This window comes from Streptomyces siamensis (genome assembly GCF_039543605.1).
GTDB lineage: Bacteria > Actinomycetota > Actinomycetes > Streptomycetales > Streptomycetaceae > Streptomyces > Streptomyces siamensis.
This window is the reverse complement of record NZ_BAABKB010000030.1, coordinates 161,140-182,599: the sequence shown is the minus strand read 5'-3', so window position 1 is coordinate 182,599 and position 21,460 is coordinate 161,140. Positions and strand designations below refer to the sequence as shown.

Annotated in this window: 18 protein-coding genes and 1 riboswitch; of the genes, 8 read left to right on the top strand and 10 right to left on the bottom strand. The window is 70.5% G+C overall.

Annotated features, from left to right (window positions below):
• Window positions 1-14: 14 nt before the first annotated feature.
• Window positions 15-187, top strand: a riboswitch (cyclic di-AMP (ydaO/yuaA leader).
• A gap of 7 nt (window positions 188-194) precedes the next feature.
• Together ABEB03_RS31640 and ABEB03_RS31635 are read left to right on the top strand one after the other, a co-directional pair.
• Complete coding sequence (locus ABEB03_RS31640; protein WP_345656264.1) at window positions 195-1,364, top strand: C40 family peptidase; 1,170 nt, start codon at window positions 195-197, stop codon at window positions 1,362-1,364.
• 110 nt (window positions 1,365-1,474) lie between these two features.
• Window positions 1,475-2,437: a tellurite resistance/C4-dicarboxylate transporter family protein gene (locus ABEB03_RS31635; RefSeq protein ID WP_345656263.1), complete on the top strand. Its 963-nt coding sequence runs from the start codon at window positions 1,475-1,477 to the stop codon at window positions 2,435-2,437.
• A gap of 129 nt (window positions 2,438-2,566) precedes the next feature.
• On the opposite strand, the gene ABEB03_RS31630 is transcribed toward ABEB03_RS31635, so the two are convergent.
• Entirely contained in the window at window positions 2,567-2,920 is a 354-nt protein-coding gene (locus ABEB03_RS31630; protein WP_095936118.1) for a hypothetical protein, read from the bottom strand.
• Between the two features lie 398 nt (window positions 2,921-3,318).
• On the opposite strand from ABEB03_RS31630, the gene ABEB03_RS31625 reads away from it, so the two are divergent.
• Entirely contained in the window at window positions 3,319-4,380 is a 1,062-nt protein-coding gene (locus tag ABEB03_RS31625; RefSeq protein WP_345656262.1) for a C40 family peptidase, read from the top strand.
• A gap of 189 nt (window positions 4,381-4,569) precedes the next feature.
• On the opposite strand, the gene ABEB03_RS31620 is transcribed toward ABEB03_RS31625, so the two are convergent.
• From ABEB03_RS31620 to ABEB03_RS31600, 5 genes are all read right to left on the bottom strand, one after another.
• The gene (locus ABEB03_RS31620) at window positions 4,570-7,875 is read right to left on the bottom strand and encodes an N-6 DNA methylase (protein ID WP_345656261.1); all 3,306 of its coding nucleotides are present in this window, start codon (window positions 7,873-7,875) and stop codon (window positions 4,570-4,572) included.
• A gap of 42 nt (window positions 7,876-7,917) precedes the next feature.
• Window positions 7,918-8,562, bottom strand: coding sequence for an RloB family protein (locus tag ABEB03_RS31615; protein ID WP_345656260.1), 645 nt, complete (start codon window positions 8,560-8,562; stop codon window positions 7,918-7,920).
• A gap of 71 nt (window positions 8,563-8,633) precedes the next feature.
• Window positions 8,634-9,887 carry an AAA family ATPase gene (locus ABEB03_RS31610; RefSeq protein WP_345656259.1) on the bottom strand — a complete coding sequence of 418 codons (1,254 nt, stop codon included), beginning with the start codon at window positions 9,885-9,887 and terminating at the stop codon, window positions 8,634-8,636.
• Between the two features lie 61 nt (window positions 9,888-9,948).
• Window positions 9,949-10,695: a response regulator transcription factor gene (locus tag ABEB03_RS31605; RefSeq protein ID WP_345656258.1), complete on the bottom strand. Its 747-nt coding sequence runs from the start codon at window positions 10,693-10,695 to the stop codon at window positions 9,949-9,951.
• Window positions 10,692-12,017 carry an ATP-binding protein gene (locus ABEB03_RS31600; protein ID WP_345656257.1) on the bottom strand — a complete coding sequence of 442 codons (1,326 nt, stop codon included), beginning with the start codon at window positions 12,015-12,017 and terminating at the stop codon, window positions 10,692-10,694. Before ABEB03_RS31600 ends, ABEB03_RS31605 begins: the two co-directional genes overlap by 4 nt.
• Before the next feature lie 141 nt (window positions 12,018-12,158).
• Between ABEB03_RS31600 and ABEB03_RS31595 the strand changes: the two genes are divergently transcribed.
• Both ABEB03_RS31595 and ABEB03_RS31590 read left to right on the top strand, forming a co-directional pair.
• A complete protein-coding gene (locus ABEB03_RS31595; protein WP_345656256.1) occupies window positions 12,159-13,538 on the top strand; it encodes a PspC domain-containing protein in 1,380 nt (459 codons plus the stop codon).
• Window positions 13,525-13,731, top strand: coding sequence for a hypothetical protein (locus tag ABEB03_RS31590; protein ID WP_095936113.1), 207 nt, complete (start codon window positions 13,525-13,527; stop codon window positions 13,729-13,731). The genes ABEB03_RS31595 and ABEB03_RS31590 overlap by 14 nt, the downstream gene beginning before the upstream one ends.
• Here ABEB03_RS31590 and ABEB03_RS31585 read toward each other — a convergent pair.
• A complete protein-coding gene (locus ABEB03_RS31585) occupies window positions 13,728-14,258 on the bottom strand; it encodes a DoxX family protein (RefSeq protein ID WP_345656255.1) in 531 nt (176 codons plus the stop codon). The two genes, ABEB03_RS31590 and ABEB03_RS31585, sit on opposite strands and share 4 nt — an antisense overlap.
• An 800-nt stretch (window positions 14,259-15,058) precedes the next feature.
• The gene (locus ABEB03_RS31580) at window positions 15,059-16,432 is read right to left on the bottom strand and encodes a hypothetical protein (protein ID WP_345656254.1); all 1,374 of its coding nucleotides are present in this window, start codon (window positions 16,430-16,432) and stop codon (window positions 15,059-15,061) included.
• A gap of 197 nt (window positions 16,433-16,629) precedes the next feature.
• Between ABEB03_RS31580 and ABEB03_RS31575 the strand changes: the two genes are divergently transcribed.
• Window positions 16,630-17,517, top strand: coding sequence for a DUF4429 domain-containing protein (locus tag ABEB03_RS31575; RefSeq protein WP_345656253.1), 888 nt, complete (start codon window positions 16,630-16,632; stop codon window positions 17,515-17,517).
• 22 nt (window positions 17,518-17,539) lie between these two features.
• Here ABEB03_RS31575 and ABEB03_RS31570 read toward each other — a convergent pair whose 3' ends face one another.
• Complete coding sequence (locus tag ABEB03_RS31570; protein ID WP_345656252.1) at window positions 17,540-18,334, bottom strand: class II aldolase/adducin family protein; 795 nt, start codon at window positions 18,332-18,334, stop codon at window positions 17,540-17,542.
• A gap of 159 nt (window positions 18,335-18,493) precedes the next feature.
• On the opposite strand from ABEB03_RS31570, the gene ABEB03_RS31565 reads away from it, so the two are divergent.
• Together ABEB03_RS31565 and ABEB03_RS31560 are read left to right on the top strand one after the other, a co-directional pair.
• Window positions 18,494-19,030, top strand: a complete 537-nt coding sequence (locus ABEB03_RS31565; protein ID WP_345656251.1) for a hypothetical protein — start codon at window positions 18,494-18,496, stop codon at window positions 19,028-19,030.
• A gap of 274 nt (window positions 19,031-19,304) precedes the next feature.
• Window positions 19,305-19,862, top strand: a complete 558-nt coding sequence (locus ABEB03_RS31560) for a pyridoxamine 5'-phosphate oxidase family protein (protein WP_345656250.1) — start codon at window positions 19,305-19,307, stop codon at window positions 19,860-19,862.
• A gap of 9 nt (window positions 19,863-19,871) precedes the next feature.
• Here ABEB03_RS31560 and guaA read toward each other — a convergent pair whose 3' ends face one another.
• Entirely contained in the window at window positions 19,872-21,458 is a 1,587-nt protein-coding gene (gene guaA / locus ABEB03_RS31555) for a glutamine-hydrolyzing GMP synthase (protein WP_095936107.1), read from the bottom strand.
• Window positions 21,459-21,460: the final 2 nt, after the last annotated feature.

The window sequence follows — 21,460 nt, the reverse complement described above, 5'->3', positions numbered from 1 at the left end:
AACGTCGCCGGGCCGTGTGGCCTCCGCCGAATTCGGCCTGCCTTCGCGGCGGCCGGAACCGGGGACCCACCGACCTTGGGGTGAATCGGTCCAACTGCCTTGTGGGGCAAGGACCGTAGGGCAAACCTTCCGGATGCACCCGCCCGAACCCGACAGCTAACTCGGTAGGCGGATGACGGAAGGAGTCGCCTCTCTTGGCGTCGCACCGCAAATGGCGTCCCGCGGGTTCGCGTATGGCAGGCATACGCACCCCCGCTCTCGCGACGGCCGCCCTCACCTCCGTGGCCCTGCTCTCCCAGACGGCGAACGCGTCCCCCTCCGCCGAGCCCAGGCCGAGCCTCGAAGAAGTCGAGAAGAAGGTCAACGACCTCTACCACCAGGCCGAGACGGCCACCGAGAAGTACAACGCGACCAGGGAGAAGACAGCCAAGCAGCAGGAGCGCGTCGACGCCCTGCGCGACGACGTCGCCAAGCGCACCGAGAAGCTCAACTCGGCGCGTGAGGAACTGGGTTCGTTCGCGGCCGCGCAGTACCGCACCGGGGCCGCCGCCCCCGACACCGCGACCCTCCTGCTCGCCGACGACCCGCAGGACTACTTCGACCAGACCCAGCTGATGAACCGTCTGACCACCCGCCAGAAGGCGGCCGTCGACGACTACACCACCGAGCAGGCCGCCACCACGAAGAAGCGCACGGAGGCCGCCAAGAGCCTGGAGACGCTGTCCTCCTCGCAGGACGCGCTCAAGAAGTCCAAGGCCGACGTCCAGACGAAGCTCACCGAGGCGCGTGACCTGCTCTCGAAGCTGACCGCGGAGGAGAAGGCCCGGCTCGCCGCGATCGAGAAGAAGAAGCAGGAGGAGGCCGCGCGCAAGGCGGCGGAACTGGCGAAGCAGCAGGCCGCCGCCGAGGCCGCGAAGAAGGCGGCCGCGCAGGAGTCGTCGTCCGGCGACACCAGCACCGGCTCGACGGGCTCCACCGGCTCGACGACCACGGGTTCGTCGTCCACGGCGAAGGCGGACAAGGCGGTCGCCTTCGCCCGCACCCAGATCGGCAAGCCGTACGTGTGGGGCGCCACCGGACCGGACTCGTACGACTGCTCGGGCTTCACGCAGGCCGCCTGGAAGGCCGCCGGGGTCTCGCTCCCGCGCGTCACCTACGACCAGGTGAACGCGGGCACGACCGTCTCCCTCTCCGACGCGCAGCCCGGTGACCTGGTGTTCTTCTACGACGACATCAGCCACGTCGGCCTCTACATCGGCAACGGCATGATGATCCACGCGCCGAAGCCGGGCGCGTACGTGCGCGAGGAGTCGATCTACTACGACGGCACGTCGGCGATCCACAGCGTGGTGCGCCCGGCGTAGGCCGTCCCGCGGACGGCGCTCGGTGCCGGGCATGCGCGCGTGGGGCCTATCGGGCGCCCCGCGCGCGTGCCCCACGGGCAACTCCCCCGTCGGTCCATAGCATCGTCCGCATGCCAGCCTTCTCCCAGCTCCGCGCCTGGTGGGCGGAGCACCCGCCCGCCGCCGGTGCCGCCGTGATGGCCACGGGCATCGTCTCGGTCGGGCTGCACATGGCCGACCACGAGACGCTGTCCCGTATCGCGCTGGTCCTGGCCTGCGTGGCCTGGGTCGGGCTCGCCGCGGACTTCGTCCTGCGGCTGCTGCGGGAACGGCCGCGCTGGGTGGGAGAGGCGTACACGCCGGCCGGCCTCACCGCCGTCGCGGCCACCACCGTGCTCGGGACACGCCTGTCCGCCCTCGGATGGCAGGTCGTCGCCGAGGCCCTGCTCGCCCTGTCGGCCGTGCTCTGGCCCGTGCTGCTGTGGTGCGTCGTACGGCACTGGAAGCACCGGATGCCGGGCGGCGTGTTCCTCGTCTGCGTGGCCACGCAGGGGCTCGCCGTGCTGGCCGCCACGCTCGCCGCGGCCGTCGGCCCGAAGTGGCTCGCGCACGCCGCGCTCGTGCTGTTCTGGCTCGGTCTCGTGCTGTACGGGGTGGCGTACGCGCACTTCGACATCCGCGAGGTGGCGCGGGGGGCCGGGGACCAGTGGGTGGCGGGCGGCGCGCTCGCCATCTCGGCGCTGGCCGGGGCCAAGCTCGTCGCGGCGCACCACGTGAACCCGTACCTGTGGAACGACGACGACCAGAGCGTCCTGCGCACCGTGACCGTCGCCGTGCTGGTCCTCGCGGTCGCCTGGTACTGCGTCCTCGTCGTCTCGGAGCTGATCTGGCCGCGCCCGCGCTACGACGTACGACGCTGGGCGACGGTCTTCCCGATGGGAATGACGGCGGTGGCCACCCTGACCGTGTCGTCCGCGCTCGGCCACCCCTGGCTCAGGGGATGGGGGGACGCGCTGCTGTGGATCGCGGTGGCGGCGTGGCTGGCCGCCGCGGTGGGGGCCGCCCGGGCCGCGACGGCGTTCGAGCGGGCGTGAGCGGACGGCGGGCGCCCCTTCGCCGCGCTCGTGCCTTCGCCACGCTCATGCCTTAGCAGCGCTCGTGCCTTCGCCGCGCTCATGCCTTCGCCGCGCTCGGGCATCTGCCCTGCCGGGGCCGCTGCGCGCTCAGGTCCAGAGGACGGCGATGAAGATGTTGGCGGTCGTCAGCAGGCCGACGAGCCCGAAGAGGCGCTTGTCCACCTGCTCGTCGTCCCGCTTCACGTAGACCAGCCCCAGGATCACGATCAGCAGGGCCAGCTTCACGCCGATCTTGATGTTGTCGACCGGGTTGTCGTCGGCCTGGTTGAGGCCGACCAGCACCACACCGGTGACCAGCATGGTCAGCGCGCCGTGCAGCATCGCGGGGACGAAGCGGGCGGTGCCCCGGCCCATCGCCTTCATCTGGGTGAGGAAGCCACCGAGGAGCGAGGCGATGCCGATGATGTGCAGGCCGACGAAGAGATGGATGAGTACGTCCATGAGGCCGGAGCCTAATCGGACGCCTCTGTCCCGCTTGTCACCGGCCCACCCCGTGCACCCCGTAGCACCGGGGCACCGCCGGACGCCCCGGATTCGGCGCTTCGGTCATTGCACCGCGTGAAGTCGGTGACGGCAGGCGGGGATCACGGCCGCATCCGGTCATCGGGTGCTCCAGTCCCGTCAGTTCCGTACATGCTGTTACCAACCCGTCACTCTCAGGTTTACCGTCCTCCACCAGGTGACCGGCTCCCCATCGCCGTCCGGGCCAGGGACGGCCGTCGGCCACCTCCGCCGAGAAGGTCCGGCGGCGGCTCGTTCCCCCTGTGCGGGCCGCCGCCGGACGCGTCACCGCTTGACCGCGCTCCCCGGAGCGGTCGTACGGAAGGATGTGGGCCCTCGTGGCAGCGCACCGCAAGCCCAGACAGCGCTCGCTCGGCGGAAACACGGCCCGCACGGCCGCCACCATCGCTCTCGCCGGGGCGGCCACGGCGACCGGCTTCGACGGGACCGGACACGCCGATCCCCAGCTGTCCCCCGCACAGGTGAAGGCCAAGGTCGACAAGTTGTACGAGGAGGCCGAGGTGGCCACCGAGAAGTACAACGGCGCCAAGGAGAAGGCGGACAAGGCGCAGAGCCGGCTCGACGAGCTGCGCGACGAGGTGGCGCGCAAGCAGGACCGTCTCAACTCGGCGCGCGAGGCGCTGGGTTCGATGGCCGCGGCGCAGTACCGCAGCGGCGGCCTGGACCCGGCGCTGCAACTCGCGCTCTCCGACGATCCCGACCAGTACCTGGAGGGTGCCGCGTTCGCCGAACGGGCGGGCAGCCGGCAGGCCACGGCGGTGTCCCGGGTCCGCAAGCAACTGCGCGAGATCGAGCGGCTGCGCGGCGCCGCGCACGTCGAGGTCGCCTCGCTCAAGTCGCGGCAGGCCGAACTGAAGCGGCACAAGAAGACCATCAACGACAAGCTCGCCTCGGCGCGGCGGCTGCTGGGACAGCTCAGCGAGGAACAGCGTGCGGCGCTCGGGGAGGCGGGCGGCGTCGGACACGCCTCGCGTTCCTCGGCCCGCGACCTGACACCCGTGACGCCGTCGGGCTCGGTCAAGGCGCCCGACTCCCGTGCCGCGGCAGCCGTGTCGTACGCCTACGGAAAGCTCGGAAGTCCCTACGTCTGGGGCGCCACCGGCCCCGACGCCTTCGACTGCTCCGGCCTCATCCAGGCCGCGTACCGCTCCGCGGGCATCTCGCTGCCCCGCACGACGTACGCCCAGATCAACGCCGGCCGACGCGTCTCCCGCTCCGAACTCAGCCCCGGCGACCTCGTGTTCTTCTACTCGGGCATCAGCCACGTGGGCATCTACGTGGGCAACGGCCAGATGATCCACGCACCGAATCCCACGGCACCGGTGCGGCTGGCACCGGTCGACTCGATGCCGTTCGCGGGGGCCACGCGGGTGGTGTGACCCGAGGGACTCTCAGTGGAGGTCTCGTAGCATGTCACCGATCGCGGTGCCCTGCGATCGAGTCCGTACGCGAAGACGCCCTCGCCGCCGACCTGATGACCCCTTCGGACTGGACGCGGGGCATCGCGGACGTGCACCGCACGGCAACGGCCGACGGCACGTTCACCCAGCTGAGGCACCGGGACGCGATCAGCCGGTGAGCACGCTCGTCAACGTCTCCTTGAGGAGCCGCAGTTTGGCAAGCTGACGGCGTCGTACCCGCCGCCGTTCGTACAGAGTCTCGGCTTGGAGGTCGATCGCCTCCTGGTCCGCTTTGCGCGGCAGCTCTATCTCCACGTCGAGCAGACGAGCAGCGTTGAGGACCGTCGTCCCACCCACCGACGTCCGCGCCACGCCGTAGATCTGCCGCTGTACTCGCGGGAGTCGCAGCCATGCGGCCAAGTAATGGGAAGTCAACAAGCTTGTGCGGGGCTTGAGGCACAGGACATGACTGCCATGGGTCGCGCCTGGCGCCCGCTGTTGCCACACGAGAACCGGGAAGACCTGATCCGCACTTACGGCGGACAACAGCACATCCCCCGGTTCCAGATACGAAGCGCCTTCAGCGGCACGGGTGGTGGAATCGAGGCGGCGGAGCCGGGACAGGTCGAGCCCGTCGGCTGACAGATTGCCCGGGCCGATCACCCATGCCCCGTCCGCCGTTTCGGAGGCGGGTGCCCAGCTCCCCGTCCGCGCCGACACGAGCACGTCGCCCAGCGGACGGCGTTGCACCCTGTCCTCTCCGGACCCCAACACCGCAAGCGGTCCGATCAGTTCGTCGAACTCCAGCTTCGCCAGCGCTCCTTCGGCAAACTTCTCTGCATCGATCAAATCATGGACGAGAGCCGCGATCTGCTGCCTCCCGGTCGCGGAGCGCGCGCTGTCCGCCGTGAGATCCCATGCGCGGTTCTGAGACCAGGGGTTGTTCTGAGCCATTCCCTCCGAGGTCCCGTACAACTGGTTCTCGATCTCACGGAAGGAGAGCTGGTACTTCTCCTGCCACCTCTCGTATGTCTGGACGAGCTCGCGGCGTCTTCGTGCGAGAAGCCCCTCCAGCCTGTCGCTCAGGCCTTTCTTCATCATTCCGAGGACAGCGCCCTGCTCTTCCGTTGCCGCGGCGCATGCGCTGCGGGCGCGCTCGAGACGGGCTTCGAAGTCGTCTTCCAGCGCGATCACCGCCTTCCTGGCCGCAACCCGCCGTACCTCAAGCGCCCGCATCGCGGTCTTGCCGAGGACCGCCTTGGCCACCTCGGGGTCGATCTCTCCGGGCTCGTCACCTTCGCTGGAGGCCTCCATCGCTGCCAGCGCTGCTTCCGCCTCCCGTGCCGCCTTAACTTCTGCGACCAACACTTCGTACGCGCGTTCCGCCTGGGCCAACTCCCAAAGGAAGTCGGGTGCGAGGGCTGCCACCGCCTTCTGGCCGTAAGCCTGACGGCGCTCAGCCGCCGTTCGGCGCCGGCCGGGGGCTCGCGCAGACGCCCCGGGTTCAGGGCCGAGCATCGCCTGCGCAATGCCTACCCAGTCGTCGACCACCCCGTCGAAGCCGCGGGCAGCCAGCGCCGCCAGCTCGTGTTTGGCCTCGTCCCACCAGTCGACGAGCGCACCCACGGCCGCATGCCGCTCCAGCAGCCCTACTCCGAGCAGCCGGTCCCCGAACGTGTCGAACAGGTCGGCCCGTGCGGCGGCCAGCTGAGCCGTGCGCCGGCGTTGCGTGCGGGGCTGGTCGGCGTCCGCCCGAAGTGATGTGATCCGTTCCGCCACGGTCTGCCACCACTCCTCGAACGCGGACCACACCCGCCGTTCCTGCCCCATCTCCAGCTCCGCCAGCCGAGCGGCTTCGGGCCGATCGCCCGCGGGCAGGAAGTCGACATACGCCGGGTCGTGCTCCCGCGGGACGAACAGGTCCTGCACCCCGATGCCGTACGCGTCGAGAAGCGGTTTCCTCGCCTCGATCTCGGCGACCGGGACGCCGCCCACCAGATGTGCCCGGATGTCCTGCGGCTCGGGTGGCGGCGTGTTATCGACGTACCGGTGTGGGGTGAGGCTGAAGTCGTTGTTCTCCAGCTCCTCGCACTCCACGACACGGGCGAACCCTTCGGCATCCTCGTAGGCGTGGAAGGTCGAGACGATCTTCTCGATGTGCTCGGGCAGGAGTACGTTCTGGGCGCGCTCCGCGTGGAACTCGCGATCCGCGGTGATGAACAGCACCTTGCCGCGCCGCTCCGGAGCCTTCTGTCCCGGCGCCCGCAGCACCATCACGCAGGCGGGAATTCCGGTCCCGTAGAACAGGTTGGGCGCGAGTCCGATGACCGCTTCGAGCAGATCGTGCCGCAGCAGCCGCTCGCGGATGCTCTTCTCCGCTCCCTCACGGAACAGCACACCGAGCGGCATGACCGTGACGACCGAGCCGCCCCGGCCCTTCACCCGGTCGAGCATGTGCTGGAGGAACATCAGGTCGGCCTTGCCGCGCTCGGGCGTCACGCCGTACGGCATGCGCTCGGTCAGGCCCGGCACCTCGGACACTTCGTAGTTCATGGCGAAGGGGGGATTGCTCAGCGCCAGGTCGAAGTCCCGGTCCTGGTGCTGTGGTTCGGTGAGGACATCGCCGGTCTTCAGCGAGAAGGTCCTGGTTCCATGGAAGATCAGATTCGTCCTGGCCGTGTCACAGGAGCCAGGGTTGGCGTCCTGACCGGCCAGGAACAGCTCGTCCGGATCCTCCCCGTGCTCCTCCACGTACTCCATGGCCTGCACGAGCAGACCGCCGGAGCCCACGCAAGGGTCGTAGATCCGCATCCCGGCACGGGGGCGGGCCAGTTCGACCATCATCCGGACGACCGGCCGCGGAGTGTAGAACTCACCCCCCTTGCTGCCCGCCGAGTCCGCGAAGAACCTAATCAGGTACTCGTACGCCGCGCCCATCAGGCCTGGGAACGCGAAATCGTCCTTCCGTAGCCGGACCTTGCCGAAATGCTCGATGAGCGCCTCGATCCGCTTGACGCCCAAGGCGGCTGCTGCCGTGCGGACCTGGTAGCTGTTGTCCTCCGGGCCGAGCAGACTGAGGACGTGGGCGCTGTCGCGAGACCGGACAGGCGAGCGCACCGCCGGCTCCAGATACTCCACAACCAGCCTGTCCACGGCTCCGGGCAGAAGTCGCCAAGGCGCCTCGGATTCCAACAGCGACCGCCAACGTGCGCCCAGGGGGAGGAAGACGACACCTCGAGAGCGATAGTTCTCGCGCAGCTCCGCCTCGTTCTCGGCTTCCTTCCGGCTGTCACCGGCCGCGAGCCGCTCCTCGACCACCGCTTCCCGGGCGGCCTCGAACTCGTCGTTGAGATGCTTGAGCAGGAGGAACGCGAAGATGACATCCCTGGATTCGGTGGCATCCGTCGTGCCACGCACGATGTCGAGCGCCGCGAACAGATGACGTTCCAACCGTTCAAGCGTGAGTTTGGCCATGTGCGACGCGCTCCCCCTGCAGTGTCTTACTCCCACACCCTGTCAGTAGTCGGCCACATCCAGGCCGTCCTCGACGAGACGCCAGACATCGGTGTACGGGTCCCAACGGGTCTGGTCCGGTCCCGTGTGCGCCGAGTTGATCTTCTGGGCGTACTGGCGGGCTCTTTGATAATTCCCCGTCAGCTGACCGGGCTTGACGCGCTTGGCGTCCTCCGGAGACACCGGTCGGGTACTGGAGCCGTATGTCTGCGCGAAGCCCCGCTGCTCCTTGAGGCGGCTCGCGACATCGCCGCAGACGCCGCCGAAGGTGCTCGTGTAGTTCTGGTAGTGCAACAGGCGCCACAGTTCGAAGCAGGGGTGCGAGTACGCCACGTACACCCCCGCCTTCTTGGCCCGCGCGAACGCTGTCGGGATGTCGCGGTGCTGGTCCCGGTCGAAGAGGCACCAGACCTGTGGCCAGTTCCAGTCCTCGGGCTTCAGGCCGGCCCTCTTGGCCGTCCGCTCGGCCTCGGCGAGCTTGTGGATGGCGTCCTCGACAAGGGGCAGTGGCTTCCGGCGACCGGCGGAGACCGCGGCGTTCTCGATGGAGTGGTTCACCTCGCGGCCCTGCTGCGCGCGGGCGCCGTGCTCCTGCACGAACTCGATGAACTCCGGCTCCGTGACTTCGCCCTCCGTGAAGATGTACACCTCACGTGGTCGGCCCCTCTGCCGTGACTTCTTACCTCGGATCGTGCTGTCCCGCCCCTTGACCCTCGCCATCAGGAACGCTCCGCCTCCCCTGCCAGTGCTGTCAGCACCCTGCGGCCGATCTGCCCCTGGGTCACCCTCGGAACTGCGCCGAACGCACCCGCGAGGTAGGAATCACTCAGGTCTTCCTCGGGTCCGGGGTCGACATCGCTGAGCGGGTACAACTCCGTCGCCCCGCTGCCGTCCTTCTCCGTGAGCCAGATCTGGCCCGGTTCGAGCGGGCGTCCGCCCCGGGGGGTTTTGAGGAGCGACGGGTCGTGGGAGGTGAAGACGAGCTGCGCGCCCTTGGTGTTGACCCAGGGAGCCTGGAAGAGACGTACGACTTCGGCCGCGAATCGCGGGTGAAGGCTGGCGTCCAGTTCGTCGATGAGCAGGACGGCCCCCCGGTCCAGGGCCAACAGCAGAGGCCCGATCAGGGCGAACCACGAACGGGTGCCGAACGACTCGCGCTGCCAGTCGAAAGCCACGGGCTCACCCGAGTTGCTTTCGTGCAGCAGTCTCACTCGGGGGCTCATCCCAGGCCTCCGCTCCACCTCGGCTCCCTGAATGCCCAGGTCGGCCACGCGAAGCAGCTCCTCCACCCGGCCACGCGTGTTCGCGTCGAGCAGCTGATCGGCGGTGAACTGCTCCCGCTGGCTCCGCTCGGTCTCCGGGGAGATGTCCCAGAGGTTTTGGGTGAACCAGTCGTGGATCTTGGTGAGTTGGGGATGGTTGTCGGCGGCTGCCCGGCTGAGCAGCAGGGCGTTCGGACGCGTGGTGCGGACCAGCAGCGCGCGATCCTGGAGGCGGTCGCCCGGGAACTCGAAGACGTTGTCCCGTGTGGCGTCGCGATCCAGCCATACCTGGCGTCGCCCCTTGGGGTACGCGTGCAGCCACTCCGACTCCACCCGGCTCGAACCGAGTTCGAAGCCGTAGGTCCAGCGGACTCCGTCGTCGAGCACGACGTCGACCTCGTAAAAGGTGCTCTCGGAAACCGACTTCGGATCGAGTGCGAACTCCTCCCGGGGGATGCCCTGATACGAGGTCCACTGCGCGTACGAGTCGAGAACCGCTTCCCGCATCTTCTTGAGCGCGATGACGACATTGGACTTGCCCGAGGCGTTGGCGCCGAAGACGCCCAGGAGGGGATAGACCTGGAGTGACTTTCCGTCGGACAGTCTCAGCTCACGCGCCGCATCCGACTCCTGTCCGGGCGGAACGACGAAGGACAGCTCCTGCTCGTCGCGCAGCGATCGCACGTTCGCCACACGGAATCTCAGCAGCATGCCGTCCTCCTTCCGTCGCGCACAGGGTAACCGGGTGATCACGCATACGCCTGCCGGACGGTCAGACCAGTCGGCGCGCCGTGGCCCAGCGGGTCAGCTCGTGCCGGTTCGACAGCTGGAGCTTCCTCAGCACCGCCGAGACATGGGACTCGACCGTCTTCACCGAGATGAAGAGCTGCTTGGCGATCTCCTTGTACGCGTAGCCGCGGGCGATGAGACGCAGCACCTCGCGCTCGCGCTGGGTGAGGCGGTCGAGGTCCTCGTCGACGGGTGGGGCGTCGGTCGACGCGAACGCGTCCAGCACGAAGCCGGCCAGCCGCGGCGAGAAGACCGCGTCGCCGTCCTGCACCCGGAAGATCGAGTCGACGAGGTCCGTGCCCGTGATCGTCTTGGTGACGTACCCCCGGGCGCCGCCGCGGATCACGCCGATGACGTCCTCCGCGGCGTCCGACACGGACAGCGCGAGGAAACGCACCGGCTGCTCCGCGTCCGCCATCAACGGGGCGCAACGGCGCAGCACTTCGACACCGCCGCCGCCCGGCAGATGCACGTCGAGCAGCACGACCTCGGGCCGCGTGGCGGTGATCACGGTGACCGCCTGGTCGACGTCGGCGGCCTCGCCGACGACCTCGACGCCGGTGCGCTCGGTCTGCCCGATCTCGGCCTGCACGCCCGTACGGAACATGCGGTGATCGTCGACCAGCACGACGCGCACATGACGCCCGGCCCCGGCCCCTTGGGACGCGGAGGCCGAAGGCGTCTCCTCAGCAGAACTGCCGGACTCCACAGGCCCGTTCGCGTCGCTCATGACGTCTTCTCCACCCTCTCCATCTCCAACTCGACCTCCGTGCCGCCGTCGGGCACCGCGCGCAGTCGCGCCGTGCCGCCGTTGCGCTCCATGCGGCCGATGATCGATTCTCTGACGCCCATGCGGTCGGCGGGTATCGCGTCGAGGTCGAAGCCGGGACCGCGGTCGCGGACGGACACGAAGACCGTCCTGCCCTCGACTTCGGCGTAGACCTGTACGGCGCCGCCGTCGCCACCGTACTTGGCGGCGTTCACCATCGCTTCCCGCGCGGCCTGCATCTGTGCGCCGATCCGTTCGTCGAGGGGGCAGTCGCCGACGATGACGACCTCGATGGGGACACCGTGCTTGTCCTCGACCTCGGCGGCATTGCGGCGCACCGCCTCGGCGAGGGTGTCGGGCTCCTCGGCCTCGTCCTTCCCGGTGCCCTCCGGCTTGTACAGCCAGGCACGCAGGTCGCGCTCCTGGGCGCGGGCCAGTCGCCGCACCTCGTTGCCATTGTCCGCGTTGCGCTGGATCAGGGTCAGGGTGTGCAGCACGGAGTCGTGGACATGGGCGGCCACCTCGGCGCGCTCCTGGGCGCGGATGCGCATCAGACGCTCCTCGGAGAGGTCCTGCGTCATGCGGACGAGATACGGGCCGGCGAGGAGCGCTATGCCGACCAGGACGGCCAGCGCCGCCTGGAGCACGGAGCCGAGGTGCGCGGCCGAGCCCTGGAGGACGAATATCCCGGACACACCCGCGGTGACGAGCAGGACACCGGCCGCGGAGCGCAGCAGCGTGAGCGTGCGACGACGGCGGCCGACCTCCACCCAGCGGGCCCGCCTGGCGTTGTCCGCCTGCCGCCAGACCAGGGCGACGCCCGCGCCGACGAGGACCGTCGGCCACAGATACGCCTTGGCTCCCCCGCCGAGATTCACATTGCCGACGAAGATCATGGCCACCACGACCATGAGGAGCAGCGCGACGATCTGGCCCCGGTCCGGCTTGCGCGCCACGAGCCTGCGGCGGCCGTCCGGCGAGGTCTCGGTGCTGAAGGAGGGCGGACGTCCGGAGTCGACCCCGCCGACACCGAGCGGCACGAAGAACCAGAACGCGGCATACAGCAGCGCCCCCAGACCGTCCGCCATGAACAGTCCGACGAACACGAGCCGCACCCAGATCACGGGCAGCCCGAGATGCCCGGCGAGCCCTCGCGCCACGCCCCCGAGCCAGCGTCCGTCGCTGCTGCGGTAGAGCTTGCGCGGGGGCCGCGGGTCGTCGACGGGCATCGCTGCGGCATCCGGCATGCCATCGATGTTCACACGGTCGGCGGACACGGGCATCAGGGTCCGCCCCGGATACACCCCTGATCTTCGGAAAACCGGCGCCACGCACCGTCCTCCACCCCCGTCAGGGCCGATATCAGGGTTTCGCCAGGGTCATCCCGACTCCCCTCACCCCTCCCCGCCCGTCACCATGGACCCATGACAGATCAGCAGCACGCGGCGGCGGAGCCGGACCCCGGCCCCGACGGCCTCGGCGCCCCGCCCCCGGGCACCGGGCCTCGGGACGCCGTGCCGCCCGCCGAGGGCGAGCCGCCGCACGCGCCCGAGGTCCCGCGCAAGTTCCGGCGCGACCGCCGGCACAAGATGCTGGGCGGGGTGTGCGCCGGTCTGGGCCGCCAGTGCGACATGGACCCGGTGATCTTCCGCGTCGTGCTCGCGGTGCTCTCGGCGACGGGCGGCATCGGTCTCATCTTCTACGGCTTCGTCTGGCTGTTCGTCCCGTACGACGACGATGACGAGAACGAGGTGCGCAAGCTCCTCACCGGCCGCGTGGACGGCCAGGCACTGGCCGCCGTGCTCTTCGCCCTGGTCGGCTGCGGCGTACTGCTCTCCATGCTGAAGAACGGCAGCGTGCTCGCCTTCTCCGTCGTCCTCTCCCTCCTGCTCGCCGGCGCGGGCTACTGGTCGCAGCACCGCGGCGCCCCCGACCCCGACCCGCTCGCCGCCCAGGCCGTCGCCGACGCCCCGCCGGAGGCGCAGGCACCGCCCGTGCCCGCGTCCTACCCGTCGTGGTGGCGCGACCCGATCGTCAAGGACGGGTCGCACGTGGGCGGCACCGGCTATCTGTGGGGTCCGAGCGACACCGGGGACCGGGACGTGGCGGCCGCGGTCTCCATCGCCCGCGACACCTCGCGCCCCGGTGTGCGCGCGAGGACCGAGCCGAAGCCCCGCGGTCCCCGCTGGATCGGCGGCTGGGTGTTCCTGCTCGCGCTCGTCGCCGGCGGCCTGGGCACGGGGCTCACCTGGGACGACCGGGCGCTCGGCACCAGCCTGCAGACCGGCCTGGCCTGCGCGCTGATCGTGTTCGGCCTGGGCATAGCCGTCAGCGCCTTCCTGGGGCGCACCGGCGCGGGATCGATCTTCCTGGCCGTGGTCACGGCGGCCCTGCTGGCCGCGTCCGCGGCGCTCCCCAAGGACATCACCACGCAGTGGGTCCGGACGTACTGGACCCCCACGGCGGCGGCCGACGTCCGGGAGAACTACGACCTGGGCACCGGGGTGGGCACCCTCGACCTCACGCACCTGGACCTCGGCAAGGGCCAGACGGTGACGACGACCGCCGAGGTCGGCATCGGCCGGCTCAAGGTCGTCGTCCCCAAGGACGCGATCGTGAAGCTGAGCATCGACGTGGGCGTCGGAGACATCCAGCTGCCCGGCGAGGACAAGAAGGACGTGGACGTGGAGCCGGGCAAGTCCAAGGAACTGACGCTGTCGCCCACCGGCAAGGCCGGCGGCACGCTCGACATCGACCTGCATGTCGGCATCGGACAGGCGGAGGTGGCCCGTGCTGCGTCATGAGTTCCAGCCGGGAAAGCTGGTCGCCGGAGTCTTCCTCACCCTCGCGGGCGTGATCTACGCCGGCGACGCGGGCGGCGCCTGGCAGACGCCGTGGTTCGTGGTGATCCCCGTGGTCACGGGCGGCCTCTGCCTGGCGGGGGCGGTGGCGTCCGTCACCCACGCCGTCCGCAGACGCCGCACCGAACGCGGCTAGCTGAATCCCCCGGTGCGTTGCGCGCGCCGGGCCCGCAGGGCCGCGTCCACGGAGAAGTACGCGGCACCCGCGAGGACGAGGGGCAGCCAGGCCATCAGGTAGGCGAGGTCGTTGCCGTAGTAGTACGGGTCGGAGGCCCAGCTGACCGTCAGCCACAGGCTCAGCGAGATCAGCGCTCCGCCCAGCGCGGCCAGGCGGGCCAGGAGGCCGATCAAGGTGCCGATGCCGACGGCGAGTTCGCCCAGGGCGATGGCGTAACCGAAGCCGACGGGGTTCTTCAGGGCGAGGTCCACGAGGGCCGGGATGGCGGAGGAGTTCCGCGCGGAGCGCATGATGTCGCCGACCGAGCCCGAGCCGGCGCTCTGCATGAAGGCGCTGTCGGTGAGTTTGTCCAGGCCGGCGTAGATGAAGGTGACGCCGAGGAAGACGCGCAGCGGGAGGAGGGCGTAGCGGGTGGCCGTGTCCCGCCAGTCGCCTCGCTGGCCCGGGTAGGAGGTGTGAGTATCCATTCGCATACCGTGAGTCATCGCCGTTCGCCGCCTCTCACCCAGGTGCCGTTGCCCCTCAACAGACCATACGTATGACGATCGGCTCCCGCTCAATCCCCGCGCCGCCTTTTTTCGCGCGTCCGCGCGTCCCTTGCCGTCCGCCCGGGGGCAGCCTCACCCGGCGCCTCCGCTGCCCCTGGCCATGACGTCCCCCGGAGCCGCCGTGCACCGTCCTGAACGGACGCCCTCCGCTCCCGGGCGGGACAGGCCGGGAGGGCCCACCGGAACTCGTAGGCCGCCCGGACCTGCCGTGGATCGGCCTGAACGGCCTCGTCCTCAAACGCCGGACGGGCTGAGGGGTTGCTCACTGCCCTCAAGGCAGGGCGGCGCAGCCGGTGCCGCACCGGCCGGACGGGGACTCACCCGCCCCCGTAAGGCACCCGGAACTCAGCACGATCGGCCTGAACGGCCTCGTCCTCAAACGCCGGACGGGCTGAAAGGTGGCTCTCTGCCCTCAAGGCGGGACGGGAACTGCCGCAGGCCGGACAGGAACTGCCGCCGGACAGGCTGAAGAGAGGACGACCGGACGGGCTGAAGCCTGCCCCCAGCCTCAGCGGCGGGCGGGAACCCACGATGAACGCACCCGCAGCCGCCATCCCACCGAAGGGGCCGTGCCGGTGAATCAAATGCCCGTTGCGGACAGCAACACGCACCCACCGAGGCCCTACCAGCACCGCCCCGCACAAGGGCTGCAACGGGCGGATCACCGGCACGGACCCGACCCACCCACCGGAGCGGCGGCGCAACGCCCACGGCCCACCGGGCCGCTGCAGAGGCCGTCAGTCCGTCACATCGATCGCGTACCGGTTCGTCTCGACCCCGGCAGCCGTCACCACCTGCACCTCGACCCGCCCCGGCTCCACATCCACCGGCACGGGCACCGTCAGCAAGGCATCCATGGGGTTGCTGAAGCCCCCGGCCACCGGCACCAGCGGCACATGCACATGCACGGCCCCGATCCGGACGACCATCCGCGACAGCCGGTCCGCCGCCTGCGCCCCGGGCGGCACGAACCCGGCCCCCCGGATCTCGATGTCGTCACCGGTACGGATGGGTGCGTCGAGATCCCCCGCCTCCCGGGACCGCACCACGGAGAGGATCACCGGCCGCCCACCCTCGGCGTACTTGCCCGCGAGGTAGGTGCCCGCCGACACCAGCACCAGCAGCGCCAGCCCCCACGGAAGGTCCGGCAACTGCGCCGGCCGCCGAGCCAGCCGCACCGCGGCGAAGACGAGCGCCACCGCACTGATCACCACGTACTGGATGTCCGCGAAGCCCCCCTTCCCCGCATCGTCGGTGAGCAGATCGGCGGCCCGCGGCCGATCGGCCCGCACCTTCTGCAACCGCTGCCCCAGAACCCGCAGTCCCACCACCCGCCGCACCAGCACCGCCACCCCGCACACCACGGCGACGACAGTGACCACACCCGCGCCCCGCGCAAGCTCCAGCCCGGCGATCAGCTCGTCCCGGCGGCCGTGCGCGGACGCCGCCGCGAGCTGCCCGACGAGCACGAGCACCGCGTACACCACGAACAGCACCCACGCCCCGGCCACCGCCCGGGACGTGGAGAGCCGGTTGTCCTCGCCGATGACAGGGGCGAGCGCGCCCCCACGGCTCCGGTGCAACCAGGCCGCGCCCGTCAGCAGCCCGGCCACCACGACCGCCGCGACCAGCCCGGCGGTCCGCGCCGCCGTCCACCCCGCACCGATCGCGGTGAGCGCCTGCGCCAGCAGGAGCACTCCCACACCGCCCCAGACGGCGTACGCGGTGTACCGCCACAGGCGCGCCAGCCAGGCCGCGCCCTCCAGCCGCCCGCGCTCGGCGACGAGGTCCGCCGACTGGGTCAGTTCGTCGGAGATCCACTGTCGGGACGCGGACGCCGAGTGCGCGACGCCGGCCGGCAGCCCGCGCCCGGACGCCAACTCGTCGCGCTTCGCGAGGAATTCGGCGACGGCACGCCGGTGCCCCGCCCGCGCCCCGTGCGGGCAGTCCCCACAGGTGCAGCCCCCTTCATGGGCACCACCATGGGCACCCCCGTGGGCACCTCCCCGGCCTCCCCCGGACGCACCCGAGAACGCCCCAGGATCCGCCCCCTGCCCGGCTCCCGCCCCGGCACCGCGCCCCGCACCGTGTCTCGCCTCCTGCACCGCCACGCCCGCTGCCGCCTTCCCGCGCCGCACATCTCCGCGCAGCCAGACCTTCCGTACGTCTGACTGCCGCACAACTGCCTTACAACTGCCCCGCGATGACAGCGAATTGTGCCGTACGGAACACGGCCCGAATCCGGCAGGTCTGGTCAGCGTGGGTGAAGCACCGGCGCCCGTGTTGACCGGGCTGCGAGAATTTCCCCATGGCCGAGATCATCCAGCGCGACGGGACCTGGGCCTTCGACGGCAGCACGGTCAGGATCACGCCGGGGCTCCACCGTTCCGTGCCGCTGTTCCGCCAGACGTACGGGGAGATCACCGTCCCGCTGGAGGCGGTGGCGGGCATCGTCTACGAACCCGAGCGCAAACGGGGCCGGCTGCGGCTCAGGCTGCGCGAGGGCTCGGACCCCCTGCTTCAGGCGACCGGGGGCAGGCTGCCCGACGCGGCGGACCCGTACCGGCTCACGGTCGACGTCGACCGGTCCGGCGTCGCGGAGTACGTCGCCGAGGAGGTCCGCCGTGCGCTGCTGCTGGACCAGATCCCCAAGGAACCTGCGCGGACCTACCTCCTGGCGGGCCCCCCGGTCCCGGTCTCGGTGCGCTCCAGCGACGGGACGGTCTCGTTCGACGGCGTGCAGGTGCGGATCGACTGGGCGGACACGTCGGACCGGGTGAAGCGGGCGACGGGCCCGCGGATCATCGCGGTGGGCGACCTCGTACAGGTCGAGTGGCTGCCCAACTCCGGCTACGAGGACGGATTCCTGCGTTTCGTCACCCGCGAGACGGTGTTCTCCAAGCTGCCGCCCGAGAAGGACCCGTACGCCCTGGATCTTTGGGGCAGCACGCGCCGTGACCTGCTGACGGCGCTGGTCGCCGCGGCGGTGACGGCGCGCCTGCCTCATCCGTCCACGCGGACAGGCGAGCACGTGGCCCGGGAGCGTCCCGCGCTGACGGCAGCGGCACCGCCCACGTCGGACCGGCACGACGTACTGCTGCGCCGGCTCAGGGAGTTGGGCGATCTGCACCGTGCCGGGGTCCTGACGGACGAGGAGTTCGCCCTGACGAAGGCAGCGGTCCTGCGCGACTTCTGACGTACCGCCCCCGACACCACGTCTACGACAACAGATCCGGCTCACTCCGGCTGATGTCCTGCCACAACGGCTGGTAGTTGATCCACGCCACCAGATCACCGCCGAGCTGTTCACGCGTGGCGACCGCCTGCTTGTGGTCGATGAGGAGAGGGCGCCCCGCGGCCTTGGCGGTGAGCTGGACCTGGCAGGACCGTTCCATGGACAGGAACCACCAGGCGGCGGCGTCCACCGAGTCGCCCACGGTCAGCAGCCCGTGGTTGCGCAGGACGAGCGCCTTGCGGGTGTCGAGCGCGGCGGCGATCCGACGGCCCTCCTCGGCGTCGACGGCGACGCCGCTGTATGCGTCGTAGAGTGCGTGATCTTCGTAGAAGGCGCAGCTCTCCTGGGTGATCGGGTCGAGCAGGTCGCCCAGCGCGGCGAGGGCGCGCCCGTGCACGGAGTGACAGTGCGCGACGGCGACGACGTCGGGCCGGGCGGCGTGGACCTGGGCATGCACGGTGAACGCCGCCTGGTTCACGTGGTACCGGCCCTCGATCACCTGCCCGTCCTGGTTGACCAGGACCAGGTCGCCGACGGTCACGTGCTTGAAGGGCATCCCGAACGGATTGACCCAGAAGCAGTCGCTGTACTCGGGGTCGCGCGCCGTGATGTGTCCGGAGACCCCGTCCTCGAACCCGAACCGGCCGAAGACGCGCAGCGCCCCGGCCAGCCGCTCCTTGCGGTGCCGCCGCTCGTCGTCGACCGAGTCGTGCATCGGCGGCATGGCGAACCGGAGCCGGTCGGTGGGTAGGGGCAGGGGCGGGGTGGGCCCGTGCATATGTCCTCCAGCACTGGCGTGTGCGGTACGGAGCGGAAGTTACCCGGGGTCAGCGCAGGAGAACAGAGTCGTTCGGTGAAGAGATGGCCACAACCGTGGCCGGAGGTCACTGGTCTGTCTGGGTGACACCGACCCACGCCTGGGACACGGGAGGCACGCATGAACCGCGCAGAGCGGCGGATCCTCGACCTGCTCGGGCAGCTCGCGGAGCGGGACTTCGTCGTCGTCGACGATCCCGGCGGCTCACCGCGCCGGCTCGCCACGCTCGCGTACGTGGCCGAGCAGCACGGTTTCCGCTACGCGGAGGCGCACCGGGTGGGACGTGCGCTGCAGATCCAACTGGTGCGCACCGAGCGCGCGGGAACGGCACCGAAGGCCGAGGACTCGCGTGCCGTACCGGGGCTGCGTCCCGGCACGCTCCGACCGCTCGGGGAGGCGGCGCGGACGGTACGCGGGCTCCGGGACCGGATCGAGTTCGACGCGATGGCCGAGGACCCGAGCGCGTGGTCCCGCGCGGCGATCACGACGGGTTGCGCGCTCTTCGTCTCCCTGGTGTGCGCGGTGTACGGCTGGCGTGCGGCGCTGATCGGGTTCGCCGTCGCGGAGGCGTTGTCCATGGGCTTCCTGGCCCTGGAGGTCGTCCACCGCCGCAGAGTGGCGCGCCGCGTCGGCGCGGCTGGTCTGGCGTCCGGCTGACCCGAGACAGGGCGCCCCGGTGGGGCCGTTCGTCGCCGTGGCAGGTGACGGATGCCGGGTGACCTCGGGACGGCGGGGGCTGGTCGCGCAGTCCCCCGCGCCTCTGGCGGGGCGGCTCCAGCCGACGCTCATCGGTGCGGAGCGCTTGCCCACGCACAGGGCCCGACACCGACACCGACACCGACACCGACACCGACACCGACACCGACAGGAAAACGGACAGGCGCGCAAAATCCAGACAGAAGACGTCCGGTATCCCCGCCACACTCCTCCCATGACCGAACACCGGACACCCGGCCCGCAGGCCCCGGAACCGACCGCCCCCGCTGCACCGGCACCGTCGGCAGTGCCGGCACCGGCGAACTGGGCGACCTTCGCCGCAGAAGAACCGGATCTGGCCAGGACGATCGAGGACCGCTTCGGCGGCTTCACGCACCACGTCCTGGCGACCCTCCGCAAGGACGGCTCGCCCCGCACGACCGGCCTGGAGGTGCGCTTCCTGAACGGCGAGTTGTGGCTCGGCATGATGCCCGGCTCGCTCAAGGCCCTCGACCTGCGCCGCGATCCGCGCTTCGCGCTCCAGGCCAACCCGGGGCCGGGCACGGGCATGGGCGGCGGTGACGTGCGGATCAGCGGCCGAGCGGTGGAGGTCGGCGACGAGGACGCGGCGGCGAAGGCCGCGTACGTGAAAGAGGTGGAACCGCCTCAGCCGTTCCACCTCTTCCGCACCGAGTTGACGGAGGTCGTACGGACCTACGTCGAGGACGACACGTATCTGGTCGCCGAGGTCTGGCGGCCCGGAGAGCCGGTGCGGACTCTCAAGCGGACGTGACCTGGGGATCTACTCCCACTCGATGGTGCCCGGGGGCTTGGACGTCACGTCCAGGACGACGCGGTTGACGTCCGCCACCTCGTTCGTGATGCGGGTGGAGATCCTGGCGAGGACCTCGTAGGGCAGGCGCGACCAGTCGGCCGTCATGGCGTCCTCGCTGGAGACGGGGCGCAGGACGATCGGGTGACCGTACGTGCGGCCGTCGCCCTGGACACCCACGGAGCGGACGTCGGCGAGCAGGACGACCGGGCACTGCCAGATGTCGCGGTCGAGGCCGGCGGCCGTGAGCTCCTCGCGGGCGATGGCGTCGGCCTCGCGCAGCAGGTCGAGGCGCTCCTTGGTGACCTCGCCGACGATGCGGATGCCGAGGCCGGGGCCGGGGAACGGCTGGCGCTGGACGATCTCGTCCGGCAGGCCGAGCTCCTGGCCGACCATGCGGACCTCGTCCTTGAACAGCTTGCGCAGCGGCTCGACGAGCTCGAACTCGAGGTCCTCGGGGAGGCCGCCCACGTTGTGGTGGGACTTGATGTTCGCCGTGCCGGTGCCGCCGCCGGACTCGACGACGTCCGGGTAGAGGGTGCCCTGGACCAGGAAGGCGACGTCCTCGCCCTCCGCGGCCTCGGCGATGATCTCCGCCTGGGCCTGCTCGAAGACGCGGATGAACTCGCGCCCGATGATCTTCCGCTTCTCCTCGGGGTCGGAGACCCCGGCCAGCGCGGCGAGGAAGCGCTCCTCCGCGTCCACGACCTTCAGCTGGACGCCGGTGGCCGCGACGAAGTCCTTCTCGACCTGCTCGGTCTCGTCCTTGCGCATCAGACCGTGGTCGACGTAGACACAGGTCAGCTGCGAGCCGATGGCCTTCTGGACGAGGGCGGCGGCGACGGCGGAGTCCACGCCGCCGGACAGGCCGCAGATGGCGCGCTTGCTGCCGACCTGCTCGCGGATGAGGGCGACCTGCTCGTCGATGACGTTGCCGGTGGTCCAGTTCGGCTTGAGGCCGGCACCGCGGTACAGGAAGTGCTCCAGCACCTGCTGGCCGTGCGTGGAGTGCATCACCTCGGGGTGGTACTGCACTCCGTAGAGCTTCTGCTCGTCGTTCTCGAAGGCCGCGACCGGGACGACGTCCGTGGACGCCGTGACGGTGAAGCCCTCGGGGGCGGCGCTGCACGCGTCGCCGTGCGACATCCACACCGACTGCTCGTCCGGGGTGCCCTCGAAGAGCGTGGAACCGGACTTCGAGACGTGCAGGGGCGTGCGGCCGTACTCGCGGGCGCCGGTGTTGTCGACCGTGCCGCCGAGGGCCGTCGCCATCAGCTGGAAGCCGTAGCACATGCCGAACACGGGGACGCCGGCCTCGAAGATCTCGCGGTCGAGGCGCGGGGCGCTCTCCGCGTAGACCGACGAGGGGCCGCCGGAGAGGATGATCGCCGCCGGGTTCTTGGCGAGCATCTCCGCGACCGGCATGGTGCTCGGCACGATCTCGCTGTAGACCCGGGCCTCGCGGACGCGACGGGCGATGAGCTGGGCGTACTGCGCACCGAAGTCGACGACCAGGACGGTGTCGGGGGCGGCGGCAGCGGGGGTCGCTGATGACACGG

Coding starts and splice junctions, on each gene's coding strand:
- ABEB03_RS31635 (WP_345656263.1), top strand. CDS start 1,475: ATGCCAGCCTTCTCCCAGCTCCGCGCCTGGTGGGCGGAGCACCCGCCC.
- ABEB03_RS31630 (WP_095936118.1), bottom strand. CDS start 2,920: ATGGACGTACTCATCCATCTCTTCGTCGGCCTGCACATCATCGGCATC.
- ABEB03_RS31620 (WP_345656261.1), bottom strand. CDS start 7,875: ATGGCCAAACTCACGCTTGAACGGTTGGAACGTCATCTGTTCGCGGCG.
- ABEB03_RS31610 (WP_345656259.1), bottom strand. CDS start 9,887: ATGCTGCTGAGATTCCGTGTGGCGAACGTGCGATCGCTGCGCGACGAG.
- ABEB03_RS31605 (WP_345656258.1), bottom strand. CDS start 10,695: ATGAGCGACGCGAACGGGCCTGTGGAGTCCGGCAGTTCTGCTGAGGAG.
- ABEB03_RS31600 (WP_345656257.1), bottom strand. CDS start 12,017: ATGCCCGTGTCCGCCGACCGTGTGAACATCGATGGCATGCCGGATGCC.
- ABEB03_RS31595 (WP_345656256.1), top strand. CDS start 12,159: ATGACAGATCAGCAGCACGCGGCGGCGGAGCCGGACCCCGGCCCCGAC.
- ABEB03_RS31585 (WP_345656255.1), bottom strand. CDS start 14,258: ATGACTCACGGTATGCGAATGGATACTCACACCTCCTACCCGGGCCAG.
- ABEB03_RS31575 (WP_345656253.1), top strand. CDS start 16,630: ATGGCCGAGATCATCCAGCGCGACGGGACCTGGGCCTTCGACGGCAGC.
- ABEB03_RS31570 (WP_345656252.1), bottom strand. CDS start 18,334: ATGCACGGGCCCACCCCGCCCCTGCCCCTACCCACCGACCGGCTCCGG.
- ABEB03_RS31565 (WP_345656251.1), top strand. CDS start 18,494: ATGAACCGCGCAGAGCGGCGGATCCTCGACCTGCTCGGGCAGCTCGCG.
- ABEB03_RS31560 (WP_345656250.1), top strand. CDS start 19,305: ATGACCGAACACCGGACACCCGGCCCGCAGGCCCCGGAACCGACCGCC.